Annotated in this window: 15 protein-coding genes; 9 read left to right on the top strand and 6 right to left on the bottom strand. The window is 58.6% G+C overall.

Going from position 1 to position 16,469, the window contains the following annotated elements; all coding sequences use genetic code 11:
• Positions 1-14: 14 nt before the first annotated feature.
• Positions 15-1,256: a diguanylate cyclase gene (locus tag C2U47_RS19945; RefSeq protein WP_029314438.1), complete on the top strand. Its 1,242-nt coding sequence runs from the start codon at positions 15-17 to the stop codon at positions 1,254-1,256.
• A gap of 83 nt (positions 1,257-1,339) precedes the next feature.
• Here the strand turns inward: C2U47_RS19945 and C2U47_RS19940 are convergent, their stop codons facing one another.
• Positions 1,340-1,810: a glycine zipper 2TM domain-containing protein gene (locus tag C2U47_RS19940; RefSeq protein WP_010674514.1), complete on the bottom strand. Its 471-nt coding sequence runs from the start codon at positions 1,808-1,810 to the stop codon at positions 1,340-1,342.
• 17 nt (positions 1,811-1,827) lie between these two features.
• On the opposite strand from C2U47_RS19940, the gene aat reads away from it, so the two are divergent.
• The 3 genes from aat (at position 1,828) to infA (ending at position 3,535) form a co-directional block, all read left to right on the top strand.
• Complete coding sequence (gene aat, locus C2U47_RS19935) at positions 1,828-2,535, top strand: leucyl/phenylalanyl-tRNA--protein transferase (protein WP_029314435.1); 708 nt, start codon at positions 1,828-1,830, stop codon at positions 2,533-2,535.
• Complete coding sequence (locus tag C2U47_RS19930) at positions 2,532-3,248, top strand: arginyltransferase (RefSeq protein WP_010674512.1); 717 nt, start codon at positions 2,532-2,534, stop codon at positions 3,246-3,248. Before aat ends, C2U47_RS19930 begins: the two co-directional genes overlap by 4 nt.
• A 68-nt stretch (positions 3,249-3,316) precedes the next feature.
• Complete coding sequence (gene infA, locus C2U47_RS19925; protein ID WP_005300033.1) at positions 3,317-3,535, top strand: translation initiation factor IF-1; 219 nt, start codon at positions 3,317-3,319, stop codon at positions 3,533-3,535.
• Between the two features lie 69 nt (positions 3,536-3,604).
• Here infA and clpA read toward each other — a convergent pair whose 3' ends face one another.
• On the bottom strand, positions 3,605-5,857 hold the full coding sequence (gene clpA, locus C2U47_RS19920; protein WP_103261879.1) for an ATP-dependent Clp protease ATP-binding subunit ClpA: 2,253 nt from the start codon (positions 5,855-5,857) through the stop codon (positions 3,605-3,607).
• 60 nt (positions 5,858-5,917) lie between these two features.
• Positions 5,918-6,235 carry an ATP-dependent Clp protease adapter ClpS gene (gene clpS / locus C2U47_RS19915; RefSeq protein WP_005325410.1) on the bottom strand — a complete coding sequence of 106 codons (318 nt, stop codon included), beginning with the start codon at positions 6,233-6,235 and terminating at the stop codon, positions 5,918-5,920.
• 228 nt (positions 6,236-6,463) lie between these two features.
• Here clpS and cspD point away from each other — a divergent pair, with 228 nt between their 5' ends.
• Positions 6,464-6,682, top strand: coding sequence for a cold shock-like protein CspD (gene cspD / locus C2U47_RS19910; protein WP_010674510.1), 219 nt, complete (start codon positions 6,464-6,466; stop codon positions 6,680-6,682).
• 116 nt (positions 6,683-6,798) lie between these two features.
• Here the strand turns inward: cspD and asd are convergent, their stop codons facing one another.
• Complete coding sequence (asd, locus tag C2U47_RS19905) at positions 6,799-7,911, bottom strand: aspartate-semialdehyde dehydrogenase (RefSeq protein ID WP_010674509.1); 1,113 nt, start codon at positions 7,909-7,911, stop codon at positions 6,799-6,801.
• A 339-nt stretch (positions 7,912-8,250) separates the two neighbouring features.
• Here asd and sugE point away from each other — a divergent pair, with 339 nt between their 5' ends.
• Positions 8,251-8,565 carry a quaternary ammonium compound efflux SMR transporter SugE gene (gene sugE / locus C2U47_RS19900; RefSeq protein WP_103261878.1) on the top strand — a complete coding sequence of 105 codons (315 nt, stop codon included), beginning with the start codon at positions 8,251-8,253 and terminating at the stop codon, positions 8,563-8,565.
• On the opposite strand, the gene C2U47_RS19895 is transcribed toward sugE, so the two are convergent.
• On the bottom strand, positions 8,562-9,476 hold the full coding sequence (locus tag C2U47_RS19895; RefSeq protein ID WP_233735836.1) for a B3/B4 domain-containing protein: 915 nt from the start codon (positions 9,474-9,476) through the stop codon (positions 8,562-8,564). The two genes, sugE and C2U47_RS19895, sit on opposite strands and share 4 nt — an antisense overlap.
• Before the next feature lie 335 nt (positions 9,477-9,811).
• Here C2U47_RS19895 and ycaO point away from each other — a divergent pair, with 335 nt between their 5' ends.
• From ycaO to pflB, 3 genes are all read left to right on the top strand, one after another.
• Positions 9,812-11,572 carry a 30S ribosomal protein S12 methylthiotransferase accessory factor YcaO gene (gene ycaO, locus C2U47_RS19890; RefSeq protein WP_010674506.1) on the top strand — a complete coding sequence of 587 codons (1,761 nt, stop codon included), beginning with the start codon at positions 9,812-9,814 and terminating at the stop codon, positions 11,570-11,572.
• A gap of 381 nt (positions 11,573-11,953) precedes the next feature.
• Positions 11,954-12,802: a formate transporter FocA gene (focA, locus tag C2U47_RS19885; RefSeq protein WP_010674505.1), complete on the top strand. Its 849-nt coding sequence runs from the start codon at positions 11,954-11,956 to the stop codon at positions 12,800-12,802.
• Between the two features lie 41 nt (positions 12,803-12,843).
• The gene (gene pflB, locus C2U47_RS19880) at positions 12,844-15,126 is read left to right on the top strand and encodes a formate C-acetyltransferase (protein ID WP_010674504.1); all 2,283 of its coding nucleotides are present in this window, start codon (positions 12,844-12,846) and stop codon (positions 15,124-15,126) included.
• A 657-nt stretch (positions 15,127-15,783) separates the two neighbouring features.
• Here the strand turns inward: pflB and C2U47_RS19870 are convergent.
• Positions 15,784-16,239: a YcgN family cysteine cluster protein gene (locus tag C2U47_RS19870; RefSeq protein ID WP_010674503.1), complete on the bottom strand. Its 456-nt coding sequence runs from the start codon at positions 16,237-16,239 to the stop codon at positions 15,784-15,786.
• Positions 16,240-16,469 lie beyond the last annotated feature (230 nt).

The following is a 16,469-nucleotide window of genomic DNA, read 5'->3' as shown; positions in this document are numbered from 1 at the left end:
TTGCAAGGAGCAGGATGAAACGAAAAATAATGATAGTGGAAGACAGCCTGACGGTACGCCGCATGCTGACCCAGGCCATTGCGCAGCAGACCGGGCTGGAAATCGACGCGTTCGATACCCTTGAAGGGGCTCGCGATTGCCATGGGGAAGATTATGTGGTCGCCCTGGTGGATCTCACCCTGCCGGACGCCCCCGGCGGAGAGGCTGTCAACGTGCTGAGGGAGCGTGGGCTGCCGGTGGTGATCCTGACGGCCGACATCAGCGAAGAGAAGCGGGAAGCCTGGCTGGAGGCCGGGGTGCTGGACTACGTGATGAAGGATTCACGTCACTCCCTGCAATATGCTGTCGGTCTGGTGCACCGCCTCTACCTCAACCAGGCCATCGAAGTCTTGGTGGTCGACGATTCACGCACCTCCCGTCACCGTACCGCGGCCCAGTTGCGCAAGCAGTTGTTGCAGGTGCACGAGGCCAATTCTGCCCGCGATGCGCTGGCGCAGCTCGAGCAGCACCCCGCCATTCGCCTGATGCTGGTGGACTACTATATGCCGGAGATCGACGGCATCAGCCTGGTGCGAATGCTGCGCGAGCGCTACAGCAAGCAGCAGCTCGCCATCATCGGCATCTCGGTATCGGACAAACACGGCCTCTCGGCACGCTACCTCAAGCAAGGGGCGAATGATTTTCTCAATCAGCCCTTTGAACCCGAGGAGCTGCAGTGCCGGGTCAGCCACAACCTGGAGGCCCTTGAGCAGTTCAACAACATCCAGGAATCGGCCAACCGAGACTACCTGACCGGACTTTACAACAGACGCTACTGGTTCAACGAGGGTCAAAAGTGGTTCGAGGAGCATCAGCGCCATCAGGCGCAGCTCTCCCTGTGCGTGCTCGATGTGGATCACTTCAAGCAGGTCAATGATCACTGGGGGCACGCCATCGGCGATCAGCTGCTCTGTCATCTGGCCAGGCTGCTCACCCAGTTCTTCCCGGATGCCATGATAGCCCGATTCGGTGGTGAAGAATTTGCCCTGATGGTGCCACACTGCCCCGTTCCCGTGCTGCTCAAGCGGCTGGAAGGGCTTCGTCTGCAAATGCGCCAGCAACCGCTGTCCCGGGAGATATCGCTCTTTGTACGCGCCAGTTTCGGCGTCATCAATGTCGGGCGGCTCTCCATGGACGAGGCGCTGAGCGAGGCAGATCGCCAGTTGTATCAGGCAAAGAATACCGGGCGAGACAAGATAGTCTGTCAGGACGTCTGAGCAAGCATCAGCAGAGACACTCCGTGTAGTACCGCCCGGCGCCCCTTGTGTGGCGGCCGCCGGGTCAATCCCTTCTTCACCGTTCAATAGGTCTTGTCGACCCGCACTCCATCGTTGAAATAGAGGATGCGTACCTTGTCGCCCTGCGCAAAGACCATGGCCGGATCGTAATCCTGGATCACGTTGATGAGCCCATTCTGCTCGTTGCGGATCAGCAGCTCCACCAGCTTGTTCTCCACCACGCTGCCCCCTGACTGAAACTGCTGCACCGCCGCCGCTCCCGCCAGTGCCCCGACCGCAGTGGCAATCTCCCGCCCGTGCCCACCGCCAAACTGGTTGCCGAGCAGCCCGCCAAGCACGGCCCCTCCCAGAGTTTTCCAGCCGGAATGCTCTGATTCCACCATCTGGCGCTGGGTGATGTTGCGCACCGCATCCACCTGGCCGAAGACCACCTGCTCCACCGGACGCGCCGTGTTGCGTTCATACACCGCACTCCAGGCCGGTGCCGTGACAAAGCCAAGCAAGCTGGATACTATCAGGATAATGGCCTTCATCTATGAACCTCTGCCTTATGTCTCGCTATCTTACCGAACTGGATGATGAGCTGTGCTGGTTTCCCTCCCCCAGCCATGCGCTGGAAGAGCCCAACGGGCTGCTCGCGATTGGGGGAGATCTCTCCCCCACTCGATTGCTGGCAGCTTACCACAGCGGGATCTTTCCGTGGAATGAACCCCATCAGCCACTGCTGTGGTGGTCACCGGATCCCAGGGGAGTCATCGTGCCCGAGGAACTCCACATCGGCCGCAGCCTGCAGAAGTGTTTGCGCCGCACCCCCTTCGAGATTTACATCAATCGCGCCTTTGATGACGTCATTGCAGCCTGCGCCGCCCCCCGTCGCACCGCCAGCGGCACCTGGATAAGTGCCCCCATGATCGACGCCTATCGGCGCCTTCATCGCCTCGGTCATGCCCACTCCATCGAGATCTGGCAGGATGATCAGTTGCAGGCAGGTCTCTATGGCCTCTCCCTGGGCCGACTCTTTTGTGGTGAATCCATGTTCAGCCGCATCGACAATGGCGCCAAACTGGCCATGGTGGCCCTCTGTCGCCACTTTGCAGGGCACGGCGGTGCCCTCATCGACTGCCAGATGCAAAACGACTTTCTGGCCACACTGGGCGTTCAGGAGTGGCCAAGGCAGCGCTTTCTGACCACCCTGGCCACCCTGACCCGGCAACCGTTGCAAGAGGGATGCTGGCAACCGAGGAGAATCAGCCTATGAGTGAAGAAGTGATCCTCAAGGTCGGGCTGACCCCCAGGCACCCGTGCAGCTACCTCGGTCACGAGCAGGAGCAGTTGCTGGTCCTGATGGACCATGAATTGCTCAACGCCGCCGGGTACGAACGGCTGCTGACGGCAGGATTCCGGCGCAGTGGCAACGACATCTATCGTCCTCACTGCCCCGCCTGCAGCGCCTGCCAATCCTTGCGCATACACAGTGAACGCTTCACCCCGAGCCGTGGGCAGAAACGCATCCGCCAGTTGAACCGAGATCTCGAACTCGTACTGAGCTATGACGACAAGCCCGAGTATTACCAGCTCTATGAACGCTATATCCGTGAACGTCATCGGGATGGCAGCATGTATCCACCGAGCCGGACCCAATACAAGGGATTCCTGCACTGCGACTGGATGCCCCCCCTCTATCTGGAGATGCGCAAGGAGGGACGCCTCATCGGCGTGGCCACCACGGACCTGCTTCCCCACTCTCTGAGCGCCATGTACACCTTCTTCGACCCCGACTATGCCGATCGGTCGCTCGGCACCTTCGCCATCCTGAGCCAGTTGGAACTGGCCAGACGTACCGGTCGTCAGTGGCTCTATCTGGGGTATCTGGTGGAGGAGTGCCGCAAGATGAATTACAAGCGCCAATACCTGCCCCATGAGCTGCTGGTACAGGGCGAATGGAAAAAAATCGACACCAAGCCCGAGTAAACTTTACACATAGCCTTAAATCCGGCATGATCCAGCGGTTTTTTGTTGTGGCTTATCAAGAGGATTCAATGGCTAAAGAAGACAGTATTGAGATGCAGGGTACCATTCTCGAAACCTTGCCCAATACCATGTTCCGTGTGGAACTGGAAAATGGTCACGTGGTTATCGCTCATATTTCCGGCAAGATGCGCAAAAACTACATCCGTATCCTGACTGGGGACAAAGTAACGGTGGCTCTGACTCCGTACGATCTCTCCAAGGGACGTATTGTTTTCCGCTCTCGCTAAGCCAGGAATTCAGCAAAAAACCCCAGCCTCTCGGTTGGGGTTTTTTGTCATTTCCGGCCTTGCTCACAGTCAGTGAGAGACAGCTTCAACGTTGACCTGAAAATCAAAGCTGAGGCTGTTGTTCACCAGCTCGACCTTCACAATGCCGCCATCGACCAGGGAACCGAACAGGATCTCGTTGGCCAGGGGCTTCTTGAGGTGCTCCTGAATGACCCGGCCCATGGGTCTTGCTCCCATTGCCCTGTCATACCCTTTCTCTGCCAACCAGTGGCGCGCCTCTTCAGACACCTCCAGTGAAACGCCCTTGGCATCCAGCTGAACCTGCAGCTCGACGATGAACTTGTCGACCACCTGATGGATCACTCCCATGTCGAGATGGTTGAACCAGATGGTGTGATCGAGCCGGTTGCGGAACTCCGGACTGAACGTCTTGTTGATCACCGCCATGGCATCATGGCTCATGTCCTGCTGCTGGAAGCCGATGGACTTGCGCTGGGTCTCCTGAACCCCTGCGTTGGTGGTCATCACCAGGATCACATTGCGAAAATCTGCCTTGCGCCCGTTGTTGTCCGTCAGGGTACCGTTGTCCATCACCTGCAGCAGCAAGTTGAAGACATCCGGGTGCGCCTTCTCGATCTCGTCAAGCAGCACGACGGAGTGCGGATGCTTGAGGACGGAGTCGGTCAACAGCCCTCCCTGTTCGAATCCCACGTAACCGGGAGGAGCCCCGATCAACCGGGACACGGTATGGCGTTCCATGTATTCCGACATATCAAATCGCAATACCTCGACCCCGAGCGCCTTGCCCAGTTGCTGGGTCACTTCGGTCTTGCCCACCCCGGTCGGGCCGGCAAACAGGAAGCAGCCCACAGGTCGGCGTTCGTTGCCAAGCCCTGAACGTGACAACCGAATGGCATCGGTCAGCACCTCGATGGCCTTGTCCTGCCCGAACACCACCATCTTGAGATTGCGCTCCAGATTCTTCAGCACCTCCTTGTCGGAGGAGGAGACAGATTTCTCGGGAATACGAGCAATCTTGGCAACAATGGCCTCGATTTCCGGCACATTGATCACCTTCTTGCGCTTGCTGACGGGCAAGAGGCGTTGCCCTGCACCCGCTTCGTCGATGACGTCGATGGCCTTGTCAGGCAGATGGCGATCATTGATGTACTTGGCGGAAAGCTCCACCGCCGCCCGGATCGCCTTGACGGTATAACGCACGCCATGGTGAGACTCATAACGGCTCTTGAGTCCCATCAGAATGCGAGTGGTGTCGTCTACTGTGGGTTCGACGATGTCGATCTTCTGGAAGCGACGAGCCAGAGCCCTGTCCTTCTCGAAGATCTGGGCATATTCCTGGTAGGTGGTGGAGCCCACGCAGCGCAGCAGACCATTGGAGAGCAGCGGCTTGATGAGGTTGGCCGCATCCAGCTGGCCACCGGAAGCCGCACCAGCGCCAATGATGGTGTGGATTTCGTCGATGAAGAGGATGGCCCCCTCCTGACGTTCGATCTGCTTGAGCAGCACCTTGAGGCGCTTCTCGAAGTCACCTCGATACTTGGTGCCCGCCAGCAGGGAGCCCATGTCCAGGGAGTAGATGGTGCTACCCGCAATCACCTCGGGCACATCCCCCTTGACGATACGGTAGGCAAGCCCTTCGGCGATGGCGGTCTTGCCCACACCGGCTTCCCCGACCAGCAAGGGGTTGTTCTTGCGGCGGCGGCACAATACCTGAATGGTGCGATTGAGCTCCTGATCACGGCCGATGAGCGGATCGATGCGCCCCTCCAGCACCAGCTGGTTGAGATTGGTGGCAAAGCTTTCTATCTGGGCAGAGGATACCTCGTCATCAGATTCCGCATTGTTGCCACCACTCTCGGGCTTGCTGTCCTTGCGCACCCCGTGGGACAGGAAGTTCACCACATCCAGGCGGCTTATTTCGGCTTTTTTCAGGAAATAGGCGGCCTGGGACTCTTGTTCGCTGAAGATGGCAACCAGGACATTGGCACCGCTCACCTCGGTATTGCCGGACGACTGGACATGGAAGACGGCACGTTGCAGCACGCGCTGGAAGCCCAGTGTCGGCTGGGTTTCCCTGTCTTCGTCGTCACGGGGGATGAGCGGGGTCGTTTGATTGATGAAGGCGCGGATCTCTTTGCGCATTTGTTCCACATCCGCACCACATGAACTCAGCGCCTCATGGGCTGAGCTGTTATCCAGCAGGGCCAACAACAGGTGCTCGACGGTCATGAATTCGTGGCGCTCGTCACGGGCCAGCTTGAAAGCCTCGTTCAGCGTCTTTTCTAGATCTTTGTTCAACATAGGCACCTCCCCTCAGTACAGCAACAATGCGGTGTCGTTATCGCCATCAAGTCATCAGATTCAAGCCTTTTCCATGGTACATAGCAGTGGATGTTCGTTGTTACGTGAATAGGTGTTGACCTGGACCACTTTGGTCTCGGCAATCTCAGCGGTAAATGTGCCGCAGACTCCCTTACCACTATAATGCACGCTCAGCATCACCTGAGTGGCCTTCTCCAGATCCATACCAAAGAACCTTTGCAGCACCTCCACCACGAACTCCATCGGTGTGTAGTCGTCGTTGTTCAGGACGACCTTGTACATGGGTGGCGGTTGCAGCTTCGTTTTCTCTGCCTCTGCAATCTCTTCATTAGCAAAGAGTTCTTTCTGCTTGCTCATAGTTGCGCTTTGGTACCTCTAGATTACTACCGTGTCGCTCAAGATTGTCAATAGACTTGTTAACCAGATCACATCGGTTGTTAACAACTTCTTGACTCGCTTAAAAGTTGGACTAGATTGGTTACTTGCTAATCGGCGCCCGTCTGCTACGGGGTCATGCCCTAGTTATATAAGGCTGGCGCAGGTTACTCAACGACTTCAGGGTAATCAATAAAAGGATGTAGATGTATGGCAACCGGAACAGTCAAGTGGTTCAACAACGCAAAAGGATTTGGGTTTATCTGTCCGGAAGGCGGTGGTGAAGACATCTTCGCTCACTACTCCACGATTCAAATGGAAGGTTACAAGACCTTGAAAGCAGGTCAGGCAGTCAACTTTGAACTGCAGCAGGGGCCGAAAGGAAATCATGCCTCTGTCATCGTGCCAAACGAAGCACAGAACATCTAAGAGTCAAACTGGATAAATTAAAAAGCGGCATCCCAAGGGATGCCGCTTTTTTATGGACAGGCACGAAGAGGGGAACAAGAAAGGCCAGGCCTTCCCTGTTCCCTGCTGCAGCTACCTCAGCGGGCCAGCAGGATGTTCAGCATGCGACGCAGCGGCTCGGCGGCGCCCCACAGCAGCTGGTCACCCACGGTAAAGGCGGCCAGGTACTCCGGACCCATATTGAGCTTGCGCAGACGACCCACCGGGATGCTGAGGGTGCCGGTGACGGCAGCCGGGGTCAGCTCGCGGGCGGTGATGTCGCGATCATTCGGGATCACCTTGACCCAGTCGTTGTGGGCGGCCAGCAGGGCTTCGATCTCGGCCAAGGGCACATCTTTTTTCAGCTTGATGGTGAAGGCCTGGCTGTGGCAGCGCAGGGCCCCGATCCGCACGCACAGACCATCCACCGGAATGGCGGCGTTTTCGATACCCAGGATCTTGTTGGTCTCGGCCTGGCCCTTCCACTCTTCACGGCTCTGGCCGTTGTCGAGCTTGGTGTCGATCCAGGGAATGAGGCCACCGGCCAGCGGTACGCCGAAATTGTCCACCGGCAGGGTGCCGGAGCGGGTCTTCTCGGTGATCTTGCGCTCGATGTCGAGGATGGCGGAGGCGGGATCCGCCAGCTCCACCGCCACTTCATCCCGCAGCATGCCCATCTGGGTGACCAGCTCGCGCATGTGGCGGGCACCACCACCGGAGGCCGCCTGATAGGTGGCCACGCTCACCCACTCCACCAGATCGGCCTTGAACAGGCCACCCAGGGCCAGCAGCATCAGGCTGACGGTGCAGTTGCCGCCAACGAAGGTCTTGATGCCGTTGTTCAGGGCGTGTTCGATGACGTCGCCGTTGACCGGATCCAGGATGATGACAGCGTCCTTCTCCATGCGCAGGAAGGAGGCGGCGTCAATCCAGTAGCCCTGCCAGCCGGCGGCTTTCAGACGCGGATAAACATCCTTGGTGTAGTCGCCGCCCTGGGCGGTGATGATGACGTCCTGCGCGGCCAGCGCCTCGAGATCGAAGGCGTCCTGCAAGGTGCCGGCATCGACACCAAAATTGGGGGCGGCCTCACCGGCCTGGGAGGTGGTGAAGAAGGTGGGTTGAATGCGGGCAAAATCCTTCTCTTCCTGCATCCGGCTCATCAAGACCGAACCCACCATGCCACGCCAACCGACCAAACCTACTTTTTTCATAATGTCCTACCCTGGATAGCTGCTTATAGAAATCGTGTGTGGTACCCGTGACCCCTGCCTTGGCGCCAGCCGTTTACAAGGGATTCACAATATATGAGTTGCAAAAAATGCGTCTGTCCACATTACGGATTGTGACGGCGGGCGCAAGTCGAATTGCGCAATATTCTGTGCCATTCGCTGCAATATCCGTCGGCCTGGCCGACCTGCGGGCAGCCGGTTGGCATCCTGCCTCCAGTTGGGGCATCATTGAGACCGACCGGCAGCCCCGCTGCCCCTCGGGGACGGCCCCGAGGCCTCCTGATACGCAGGGACGACCCTGCTTCCTGCGGAATCTGCCTTATGTCGTGGTTGCTCCTGCTGTTGGCCGGCCTGTTCGAGGTCGCCTGGGCCATTGGCCTCAAGTACACCGACGGTTTCAGCCGTCCCCTCCCCACCCTGCTGACCCTGAGTGCCATGGCCGTGAGCGTGCTGCTGCTCGCCATGGCGGTCAAACAGCTGCCCCTTGGCACCGCCTATGCGGTCTGGACCGGTATCGGCGCGGTCGGCACCGTGCTGATGGGGATCTGGCTGTTCAACGAACCGGCCACCCTCGCCCGGGTGCTCTGCCTGCTGCTGATCATCGGCGGGATCCTGGGTCTGAAATTCATCGGTTAGGCGCGCTGAAAGGGCCGGGTACACCGGCCCCGACGTGGCAAGCTCCAGGGGGCGATGTCGGCCCGGCGTGTTGCTGCGTTCCTCTGCTTGCTGATGTGTTCGCAGGCGGTGGGGAAAGGCGGGTGGCACAGACGTGGCATGGCGCGTGATGGCGAGCAAGATCCGCCCCATGACCGCCCGGGCGAGCATGGGGCGCCTCCTTTTATCTTTTCGTCTGCTCCTTCAATCACTCCACCAGCGTCTGCTCGATGCGGGCCCCAGGCATCATCTGCGTGAGACCGGCAATCAGCCTGTCGCCGGCCTCCCACAAGGCCGTGCGCGGCATCGGCGGCAGACACTCCAGAATGAACCACATCCGGGGGGAAGAGAGGCTCAGGCGAGTGCGGATCCCCTGGCGCCAGTTCCAGCGGCGACAGGTGACGCCGAGATCGTCCCGCCACACCACCTCTCCGGGAGCCGGTGCCTCCTGGATTGGCAGCCCTTCTTTGAGGGGTGTCAAAGCATTCGCTGCCATCGGCAATCACCAGGCGCGGCGCTCCCACATAGGCCGCCAGATCCTCCCCGCCCACGGGAATGGCATACTCGATGCTGATGGCGTTGTAGAGATCCACCACAGGATCGATGGCGGGCAAGACGCCATCGCGCAGCACCCGCTTGCGCAGTGCCTGGGCCGAGCAGGGCGTGCGGGCAGGCTTGGCGCCAAACCCCTTGAACACCTGATCCCAGGCGGCCAGATGTTCAAGGGCCCAGGGGGCCTCGTCGGTGCCAAGGGCCGCACATGCCCGGGCCAGGGCCCGCTCCCCCACCAGAGTGTCAATCACGGGGGCGGCTTCCACCACGATGCTGAGGGCACAAAAACCCGGCGCCAACCTGGCTATCTCGGGGTCGATACGGGGGATCATCGGGAACATTCAGCACTCCTGGTCAAGGCTCATCAAGACGGGGTGGCGGAACGGGCACGGGCGTTCCCCTCTTTTCCTTCCCCCGCCAACGGTTGACGCCATGATGAAGGGCACAGGGTCATAATAAAATTTACTTTATCTTAATTATGTTAAGTAAAACTGATGACCCAACCCTCTTTCCCATGAAAAATCGCCGCCCCGCAGCGCACCGTCCGGCCCCACTACCACACCCCGCCCATCCAATGCAGACCTGGGCAAGCCCACACCATTGCCCTGGCCGCTTTCCCCGTCACTCATGCTATTATCTGCGTCCAAACATGAGCCCATAAAATCAGGACATTGTGATGACCGACCACACTTTTATTCCCGGCAAGGACGCAGCGCTGGAAGATTCCATCGAACGCTTCCAGACCAAGCTGCAAGCCCTGGGGTTTGATATCGAAGAGGCCTCCTGGCTCAACCCCGTGCCCAACGTCTGGTCCGTGCACATCCGGGACAAGGAGTGCGCTCTCTGCTTCACCAACGGCAAGGGTGCCAGCAAGAAGGCGGCGCTCGCCTCCGCCCTTGGCGAGTATTTCGAGCGTCTCTCCACCAACTACTTCTTCGCCGACTTCTACCTGGGCGAGCAGGTCGCCAATGGCGACTTCGTCCACTACCCGAACGAGAAGTGGTTCCCCATCGAGGGGGATCAGCTGCCCGCCGGTCTGCTCGACTCCTTCACCCGCAAGTTCTACAACCCGGACGGTGAAGTGACCGCCGACATGCTGGTGGACCTGCAATCCGGCAACGAGGAGCGCGGCATCGTCGCCCTGCCCTTCGAGCGCCAGTCCGACCACCAGACCGTCTATATCCCGATGAACATCGTCGGCAACCTGTATGTTTCCAACGGCATGAGTGCCGGCAACACCCGCACCGAGGCCCGCACCCAGGGGTTGTCGGAGGTGTTCGAGCGCCACGTGAAGAACAAGATCATCGCCGAGGCCATCAGCCTGCCCCAGATCCCGGGCGAGGTCATCGCCCGTTACCCGGGCATCAAGGCGTCCATCGATGCACTGGAGGCCGAAGGCTTCCCCATCTACAGCTTCGATGCCTCCCTCGGCGGCCGTTATCCGGTCATCTGCGTGGTGCTGCTCAACCCGAGCAATGGCACCTGCTTTGCCTCCTTCGGCGCCCACCCGCGCTTCGAGGTCGCCTTCGAGCGTACCGTCACCGAACTGCTGCAAGGGCGCAGCCTCAAGGATCTGGACGTCTTCGTGCCGCCGTCGTTCGACAACGAGCAGGTGGCGGATCACCACAACCTGGAGACCCACTTCATCGACTCCTCCGGCCTCATCAGCTGGGATCTGTTCAAGGAAGAGTCCGACTTCGAGTTTGCCGACTGGGACTTCCGTGGCACCTCGCAAGAGGAGTTCGACCACCTGATCGGCATCTTCCACGAGCTGGAGCAGCCGGTCTACATCGCCGACTACGAGCATCTGGGTGTCTACGCCTGCCGTATCCTGGTGCCCGGCATGTCCGACATCTATCCGGTGGAAGATCTGCTGCTGGCCAACAACACCATGGGGGCCCACCTGCGGGAGACCATCCTGGCGCTGCCGGCGCTCGAGTGGGACGCAGAGCAGTACATGGCCCTGTTCGACCAGCTGGATGAAGAGGGGCACGACGAGCGGACCCGGGTGCGCGAGCTGCTCGGCATCGCCGCCGCCAAGGGCACTGCCCTGCACACCCTGCGCGTCGGTGAGCTCAAAGCCATGCTGGCGCTGGCCGCTGGCGACCTGGAGAGCGCCCTCGACCTCATCGACTGGACCATGGAGTTCAACCAGTCGGTGTTCCCGGCGGATCGCGCTGCTTACTACCGCGCCCTGCGCGCCTGCGTCGAGCTTTTCCTCGACGAGGAACGCGACCCCGAGCAGTACCGCCCGGTGTTCGCCCGCATGTTCGGGGAAGAGACCCTGGCACAGGCGTGGGCCAACGCCCGCGGCGAGGCGCGCTTCCACGGTCTGGAAGCCGCCGATCTCTCCCTCTCCCAGTTCCCGCTGCACCAGAAACTGCTGGCCGCTTACGAGAAATTGCAAAAAGCCAAACGAATCCATACCTGGAACTGATATGCTAGCGTGACGAAGGGGCCTTATGGCCCCTTCTGTTTTATGGTCTACGCTTTGGCTGGCCGTGCCACAAAGATGAAATAAAAGACAAAAAATACCTCTTAGGGGGTTGTTAATTTGGCACTCATGGTGCAGTGCGGCTGCACAGGTGCCTTGCCGGTACGTTTTTCAGGGCGCCCTTTATAAGTTCTTAAAAATCATAAAATTAATAACAGACTCATTTCTGTTTCACCTGAAACCTGGTGTAAAGAAACGCTTCCGGATGGCGAAAAATCCTGTAGTAAAATTACATTCACAATCTGTAATTCTTGATCGGAGTCAATTTTGGGGATCAGCCCCTTTGTTATGATTTCCACAGGCAAAATATGCAGGTACTGAGAATTGAAAGCAGAATCTCCCTTTGATTGTCTGAAGCCCGAAGCCATCGCCGCCCTGGCCGAAGACATTACCTATGCCAAGGCCACCAAGCCCGCATACAAGGTCATTCCCCTGGCCATCACTGCTGGCGCCTTCATCGCCATCGCCTTCGTCTTCTATATCACCGTCACCACGGGCTCAAGCGGCATGGCCTGGGGCATGTCCAAGCTGGTGGGCGGCATCTGCTTCTCCCTCGGTCTCATCCTCTGCGTCCTGCTCGGCGCCGAACTGTTCACCTCCACTACCCTCACCCTGGTAGCCAAGGCGGCCAATCGCATCAGCTGGGCCCAGCTGCTCAAGAACTGGGGACTGGTCTACTTCGGCAACCTCATCGGCGGTCTCATCATCGTCGGCCTCATCATCATGTCGGCGGAATACACGGCAGCGGATGGTCAGTGGGGGCTGAACGCCATGAAAGTGGCCCAGCACAAGATCCATCACACCTTCTTCGAGGCCGTGGCCCTTGGCATCCTCTGCAACCTCATGGTGTGTCTCGCCGTGTGGATGGCCTTCGGCGCCCGCAGCGCCACCGACAAGGTGATGGTGATGCTGCTCCCCGTCGCCATGTTCGTGGCCTCCGGTTTTGAGCACAGCATTGCAAACATGTTTATGATCCCGGTCGGTATCGCCATCCACAGCGTCGCGAGCCCGGAATTCTGGCAGGCCATCGGCCAGGATCCGGCGACCTTTGCCGACCTGACCGTGTCCAACTTCGTCCTGCACAACCTCATTCCCGTCACCATCGGTAATATCATTGGTGGTGGCGTCATGGTTGGGCTGACTTACTGGTTTATCTTCCGTCGCCATCATTAAGGATGGCGGCAGACACATAAATACCTTGAGAGGTAATGAAAATGGCAGAACTTAACGAACAGTTCCAAAAAGCATGGGAAGGCTTCGCAGCCGGTGAATGGCAGACCTCTGTCAACACCCGTGACTTCATCCAGAAGAACTACACCCCGTATGAAGGTGACGAGTCCTTCCTGGCTGGCGCGACCGAAGCTACCACCAAGCTGTGGGACAAGGTCATGGAAGGCATCAAGATCGAGAACCGCACTCACGCGCCGGTCGATTTTGATACCGACCTGCCCTCCACCATTACCGCTCACGATGCCGGCTATATCGACCAGAGCCTGGAGCAAATCGTTGGTCTGCAGACCGACAAACCGCTCAAGCGCGCCATCATCGCCAACGGCGGTATCAAGATGGTCAAGACCTCTTGCGAAGTGTACGGTCGCCAGCTTGACCCCATGGTCGAGAAGATCTTCACCGAGTACCGCAAGACTCACAACCAGGGCGTGTTCGACGTCTACACCAAAGACATCCTGAACTGCCGCAAGTCCGGCGTCATCACCGGTCTGCCGGATGCCTACGGCCGTGGCCGTATCATCGGTGACTACCGTCGTGTTGCCCTGTACGGTATCGACTTCCTGATGGCCGACAAACTGGCCCAGTTCAAGTCCCTGCAGGCTGACCTGGAAAACGGTGTCAACCTGGAAGCCACCATCCGTCTGCGCGAAGAGATCTCCGAGCAGCACCGTGCCCTGGCCCAGATGAAGGTGATGGCTGCCAAATATGGCTGCGACATCTCCGTACCGGCCAAGACCGCCAAAGAAGCCGTACAGTGGACCTACTTCGCCTACCTCGCGGCGGTCAAGTCCCAGAACGGCGCGGCCATGTCCTTCGGTCGTACCTCCAGCTTCCTGGACATATACATCGAGCGTGACCTGCAAAAAGGCCTGATCACCGAGCAAGAAGCCCAGGAGCTGATGGACCACATGGTCATGAAGCTGCGTATGGTTCGCTTCCTGCGTACCCCGGAATACGATTCACTGTTCTCCGGCGACCCGATGTGGGCCACCGAGACCCTGGCCGGTATGGGCGTTGATGGCCGTACCCTGGTCACCAAGAACAGCTTCCGTATGCTGAACACCCTGTACACCATGGGCCCGTCCCCTGAGCCGAACCTGACCATCCTGTGGTCTGAGAAGCTGCCGGTCGGTTTCAAGAAGTACTGCGCCAAGGTATCCATCGAGACCTCTTCCGTTCAGTACGAAAACGACGACCTGATGCGTCCGGACTTCAACAACGATGACTACGCCATCGCTTGCTGTGTGTCCCCGATGATCGTCGGCAAACAGATGCAGTTCTTCGGTGCCCGTGCCAACCTGGCCAAGACCATGCTGTATGCAATCAACGGCGGTATGGACGAGAAGCTCAAGATCCAGGTCGGTCCGAAGACCGAAATGGTCACCTCCGAGTACCTCGACTACAACGACGTGATGGACAGACTGGATCACTTCATGGACTGGCTGGCCAAGCAATACGTTGCTGCGCTGAACATCATCCACTACATGCACGACAAGTACAGCTACGAAGCCTCCCTGATGGCGCTGCACGACCGTGACGTCTATCGCACCATGGCCTGTGGTATCGCCGGTCTGTCCGTAGCCGCTGACTCCCTGTCTGCCATCAAGTACGCCAAGGTCAAGCCGGTACGTGATGCCGATGGCGTCTCCATCGACTTCGAAATCGAAGGCGAGTACCCGCAGTTCGGCAACAACGACGCTCGCGTCGATGACATCGCCTGCGACCTGGTCGAGCGCTTCATGAAGAAGATTCAGAAGCTGAACACCTACCGTGGTGCCGTGGCTACCCAGTCCGTGCTGACCATCACCTCCAACGTGGTGTACGGCAAGAAGACCGGTAATACCCCGGATGGTCGTCGCGCCGGTGCGCCGTTCGGCCCGGGTGCCAACCCGATGCACGGTCGTGATCAGAAGGGTGCCGTTGCTTCCCTGACTTCCGTTGCCAAGCTGCCGTTCGCCTACGCCAAAGATGGTATCTCCTATACCTTCTCCATCGTGCCGAACGCGCTGGGCAAAGACATGGAAGCCCAGAAAGCCAACTTGGCCGGCCTGATGGATGGTTACTTCCACCACGAAGCCAACCTGGAAGGTGGTCAGCACCTGAACGTCAACGTGATGAACCGTGAAATGCTGCTGGACGCCATGGAAAACCCGGAGAAATATCCGCAGTTGACCATCCGCGTATCCGGTTATGCCGTTCGCTTCAACTCCTTGACCAAGGAGCAACAGCAAGACGTCATCACCCGTACCTTCACCGCTTCTCTGTAATAGAGTCTCGGAGAACAAAAACCGGCGCCAAGGCGCCGGTTTTTTTATGGCTGTTTGGCAGTGTGCAAGCCGCTTCCCACCTCCCAGGCCGGCTGGCTCGTGGGCTCTGAGCCGCAGGCTCGGCCAGACGTTAGCCTCCTAACGCCCCTCTCTATGATGCCCCTCTCCACTCCTCTCCTGCGCTTGATGCACGGATGTGCCCACCGGCACTCAGGCACTCAGGCACTCAGGTACTCAGGTACTCAGAACAGCAGAACAGCAGAACAGCAGAACAGCAGAACAGCAGAACAGCAGAACAGCAGAACAGCAGAACAGAGAAACGTTATCGTCGCGGACGCTGTAAAACATCCCCCGCCCCCTTCCCTCTCCCCTTGGGAGAGGGCCAGGCTGAGGAGAACAACACTACATCGCCAGAAGACGCCAGAAAGCAACAAGGGCAGCGGAGTGTGGACTCTGCTGCCCTTGTGTCTAAAAGCGATTGAACGAATACAGACGGCGTTAGAGACGGCTTCTCATCCCCCTCACTACGTTCATCTCACAGCAGAACTTTACACTACCTTTATCACAAAAACGCATCCCTTATATCCCAAAAACAACAGGGGCAGCGAAGTCTCACTCCCCTGCCCCTGTAGTAAGCAATAAACGGCGGATTAAGGCTTAGCTCGCCCAGGTAATGATATGGTCGGCCCAGTCACCAGCCTGCGCCTCGTGCACTACCTTGCCGCGCACCGACTGGCCAGCCTGGTGCATGGCGCTGCGGCTGCCGGTGATAAGCGGATGCCACTCTGGCAGGCCCTGCCCCTCCGCCAGCAGGCGATAGGCGCAGGTGGAGGGCAGCCAGTTGAACTCGGCAATCTTGTCGTGGGTGATCTGCAGGCAGTCCGGCTCTTTTTTAAAGCGGTTGCCGTAGTCGGAGCACTGGCAGGTCTTGGTATTGAGCAGGTTGCAGGCCACGTTGGTGAACACCAGCTCCTCGGTGTCCTCGTCGATCAGCTTGTTCAGACAGCACTTGCCGCAGCCGTCGCACAGAGACTCCCACTCCGTCATGGTCATCTGCTGCAGGCTCTTCGCCTGCCAAAAGGGGGCGGTCTGCACGGGTTCACTCTGCTGCATAAAAGTTAGCTCACTCAATACACTGACAAGCGCGTGGTTATACGCCCTATGGCCCGATTTTTCAAGGTTGGTGGCGGTTTCGCCTATGAACTCTAGGTCGGTATTCTGGAACAGATCAACGATCCCCACGTTACTCACATCGTCTTTTACAGCAAGACCGATTTACCCAATCAAGGCTAAGCCTGCCATGCACTGCGAGCAAAGCGAAATGCCGTAAGCCCGGCGCCTTT

Origin of the sequence: Aeromonas sp. ASNIH7, assembly GCF_002903485.1 — a bacterium.
Taxonomy (GTDB): domain Bacteria; phylum Pseudomonadota; class Gammaproteobacteria; order Enterobacterales; family Aeromonadaceae; genus Aeromonas; species Aeromonas caviae.
Note: the sequence above shows the minus strand (reverse complement) of the source record. Positions and strands in the feature narration are given on the sequence as shown.

Bases quoted from the DNA above. Each gene is read 5' to 3' on its own strand.
- cspD (WP_010674510.1), top strand. From the start codon at position 6,464: ATGGCAACCGGAACAGTCAAGTGGTTCAACAACGCAAAAGGATTTGGG.
- clpA (WP_103261879.1), bottom strand. From the start codon at position 5,857: ATGTTGAACAAAGATCTAGAAAAGACGCTGAACGAGGCTTTCAAGCTG.
- clpS (WP_005325410.1), bottom strand. From the start codon at position 6,235: ATGAGCAAGCAGAAAGAACTCTTTGCTAATGAAGAGATTGCAGAGGCA.
- C2U47_RS19940 (WP_010674514.1), bottom strand. From the start codon at position 1,810: ATGAAGGCCATTATCCTGATAGTATCCAGCTTGCTTGGCTTTGTCACG.
- asd (WP_010674509.1), bottom strand. From the start codon at position 7,911: ATGAAAAAAGTAGGTTTGGTCGGTTGGCGTGGCATGGTGGGTTCGGTC.
- aat (WP_029314435.1), top strand. From the start codon at position 1,828: ATGTCTCGCTATCTTACCGAACTGGATGATGAGCTGTGCTGGTTTCCC.
- sugE (WP_103261878.1), top strand. From the start codon at position 8,251: ATGTCGTGGTTGCTCCTGCTGTTGGCCGGCCTGTTCGAGGTCGCCTGG.
- C2U47_RS19945 (WP_029314438.1), top strand. From the start codon at position 15: ATGAAACGAAAAATAATGATAGTGGAAGACAGCCTGACGGTACGCCGC.
- infA (WP_005300033.1), top strand. From the start codon at position 3,317: ATGGCTAAAGAAGACAGTATTGAGATGCAGGGTACCATTCTCGAAACC.
- ycaO (WP_010674506.1), top strand. From the start codon at position 9,812: ATGACCGACCACACTTTTATTCCCGGCAAGGACGCAGCGCTGGAAGAT.
- pflB (WP_010674504.1), top strand. From the start codon at position 12,844: ATGGCAGAACTTAACGAACAGTTCCAAAAAGCATGGGAAGGCTTCGCA.
- C2U47_RS19895 (WP_233735836.1), bottom strand. From the start codon at position 9,476: ATGTTCCCGATGATCCCCCGTATCGACCCCGAGATAGCCAGGTTGGCG.
- C2U47_RS19930 (WP_010674512.1), top strand. From the start codon at position 2,532: ATGAGTGAAGAAGTGATCCTCAAGGTCGGGCTGACCCCCAGGCACCCG.
- C2U47_RS19870 (WP_010674503.1), bottom strand. From the start codon at position 16,239: ATGCAGCAGAGTGAACCCGTGCAGACCGCCCCCTTTTGGCAGGCGAAG.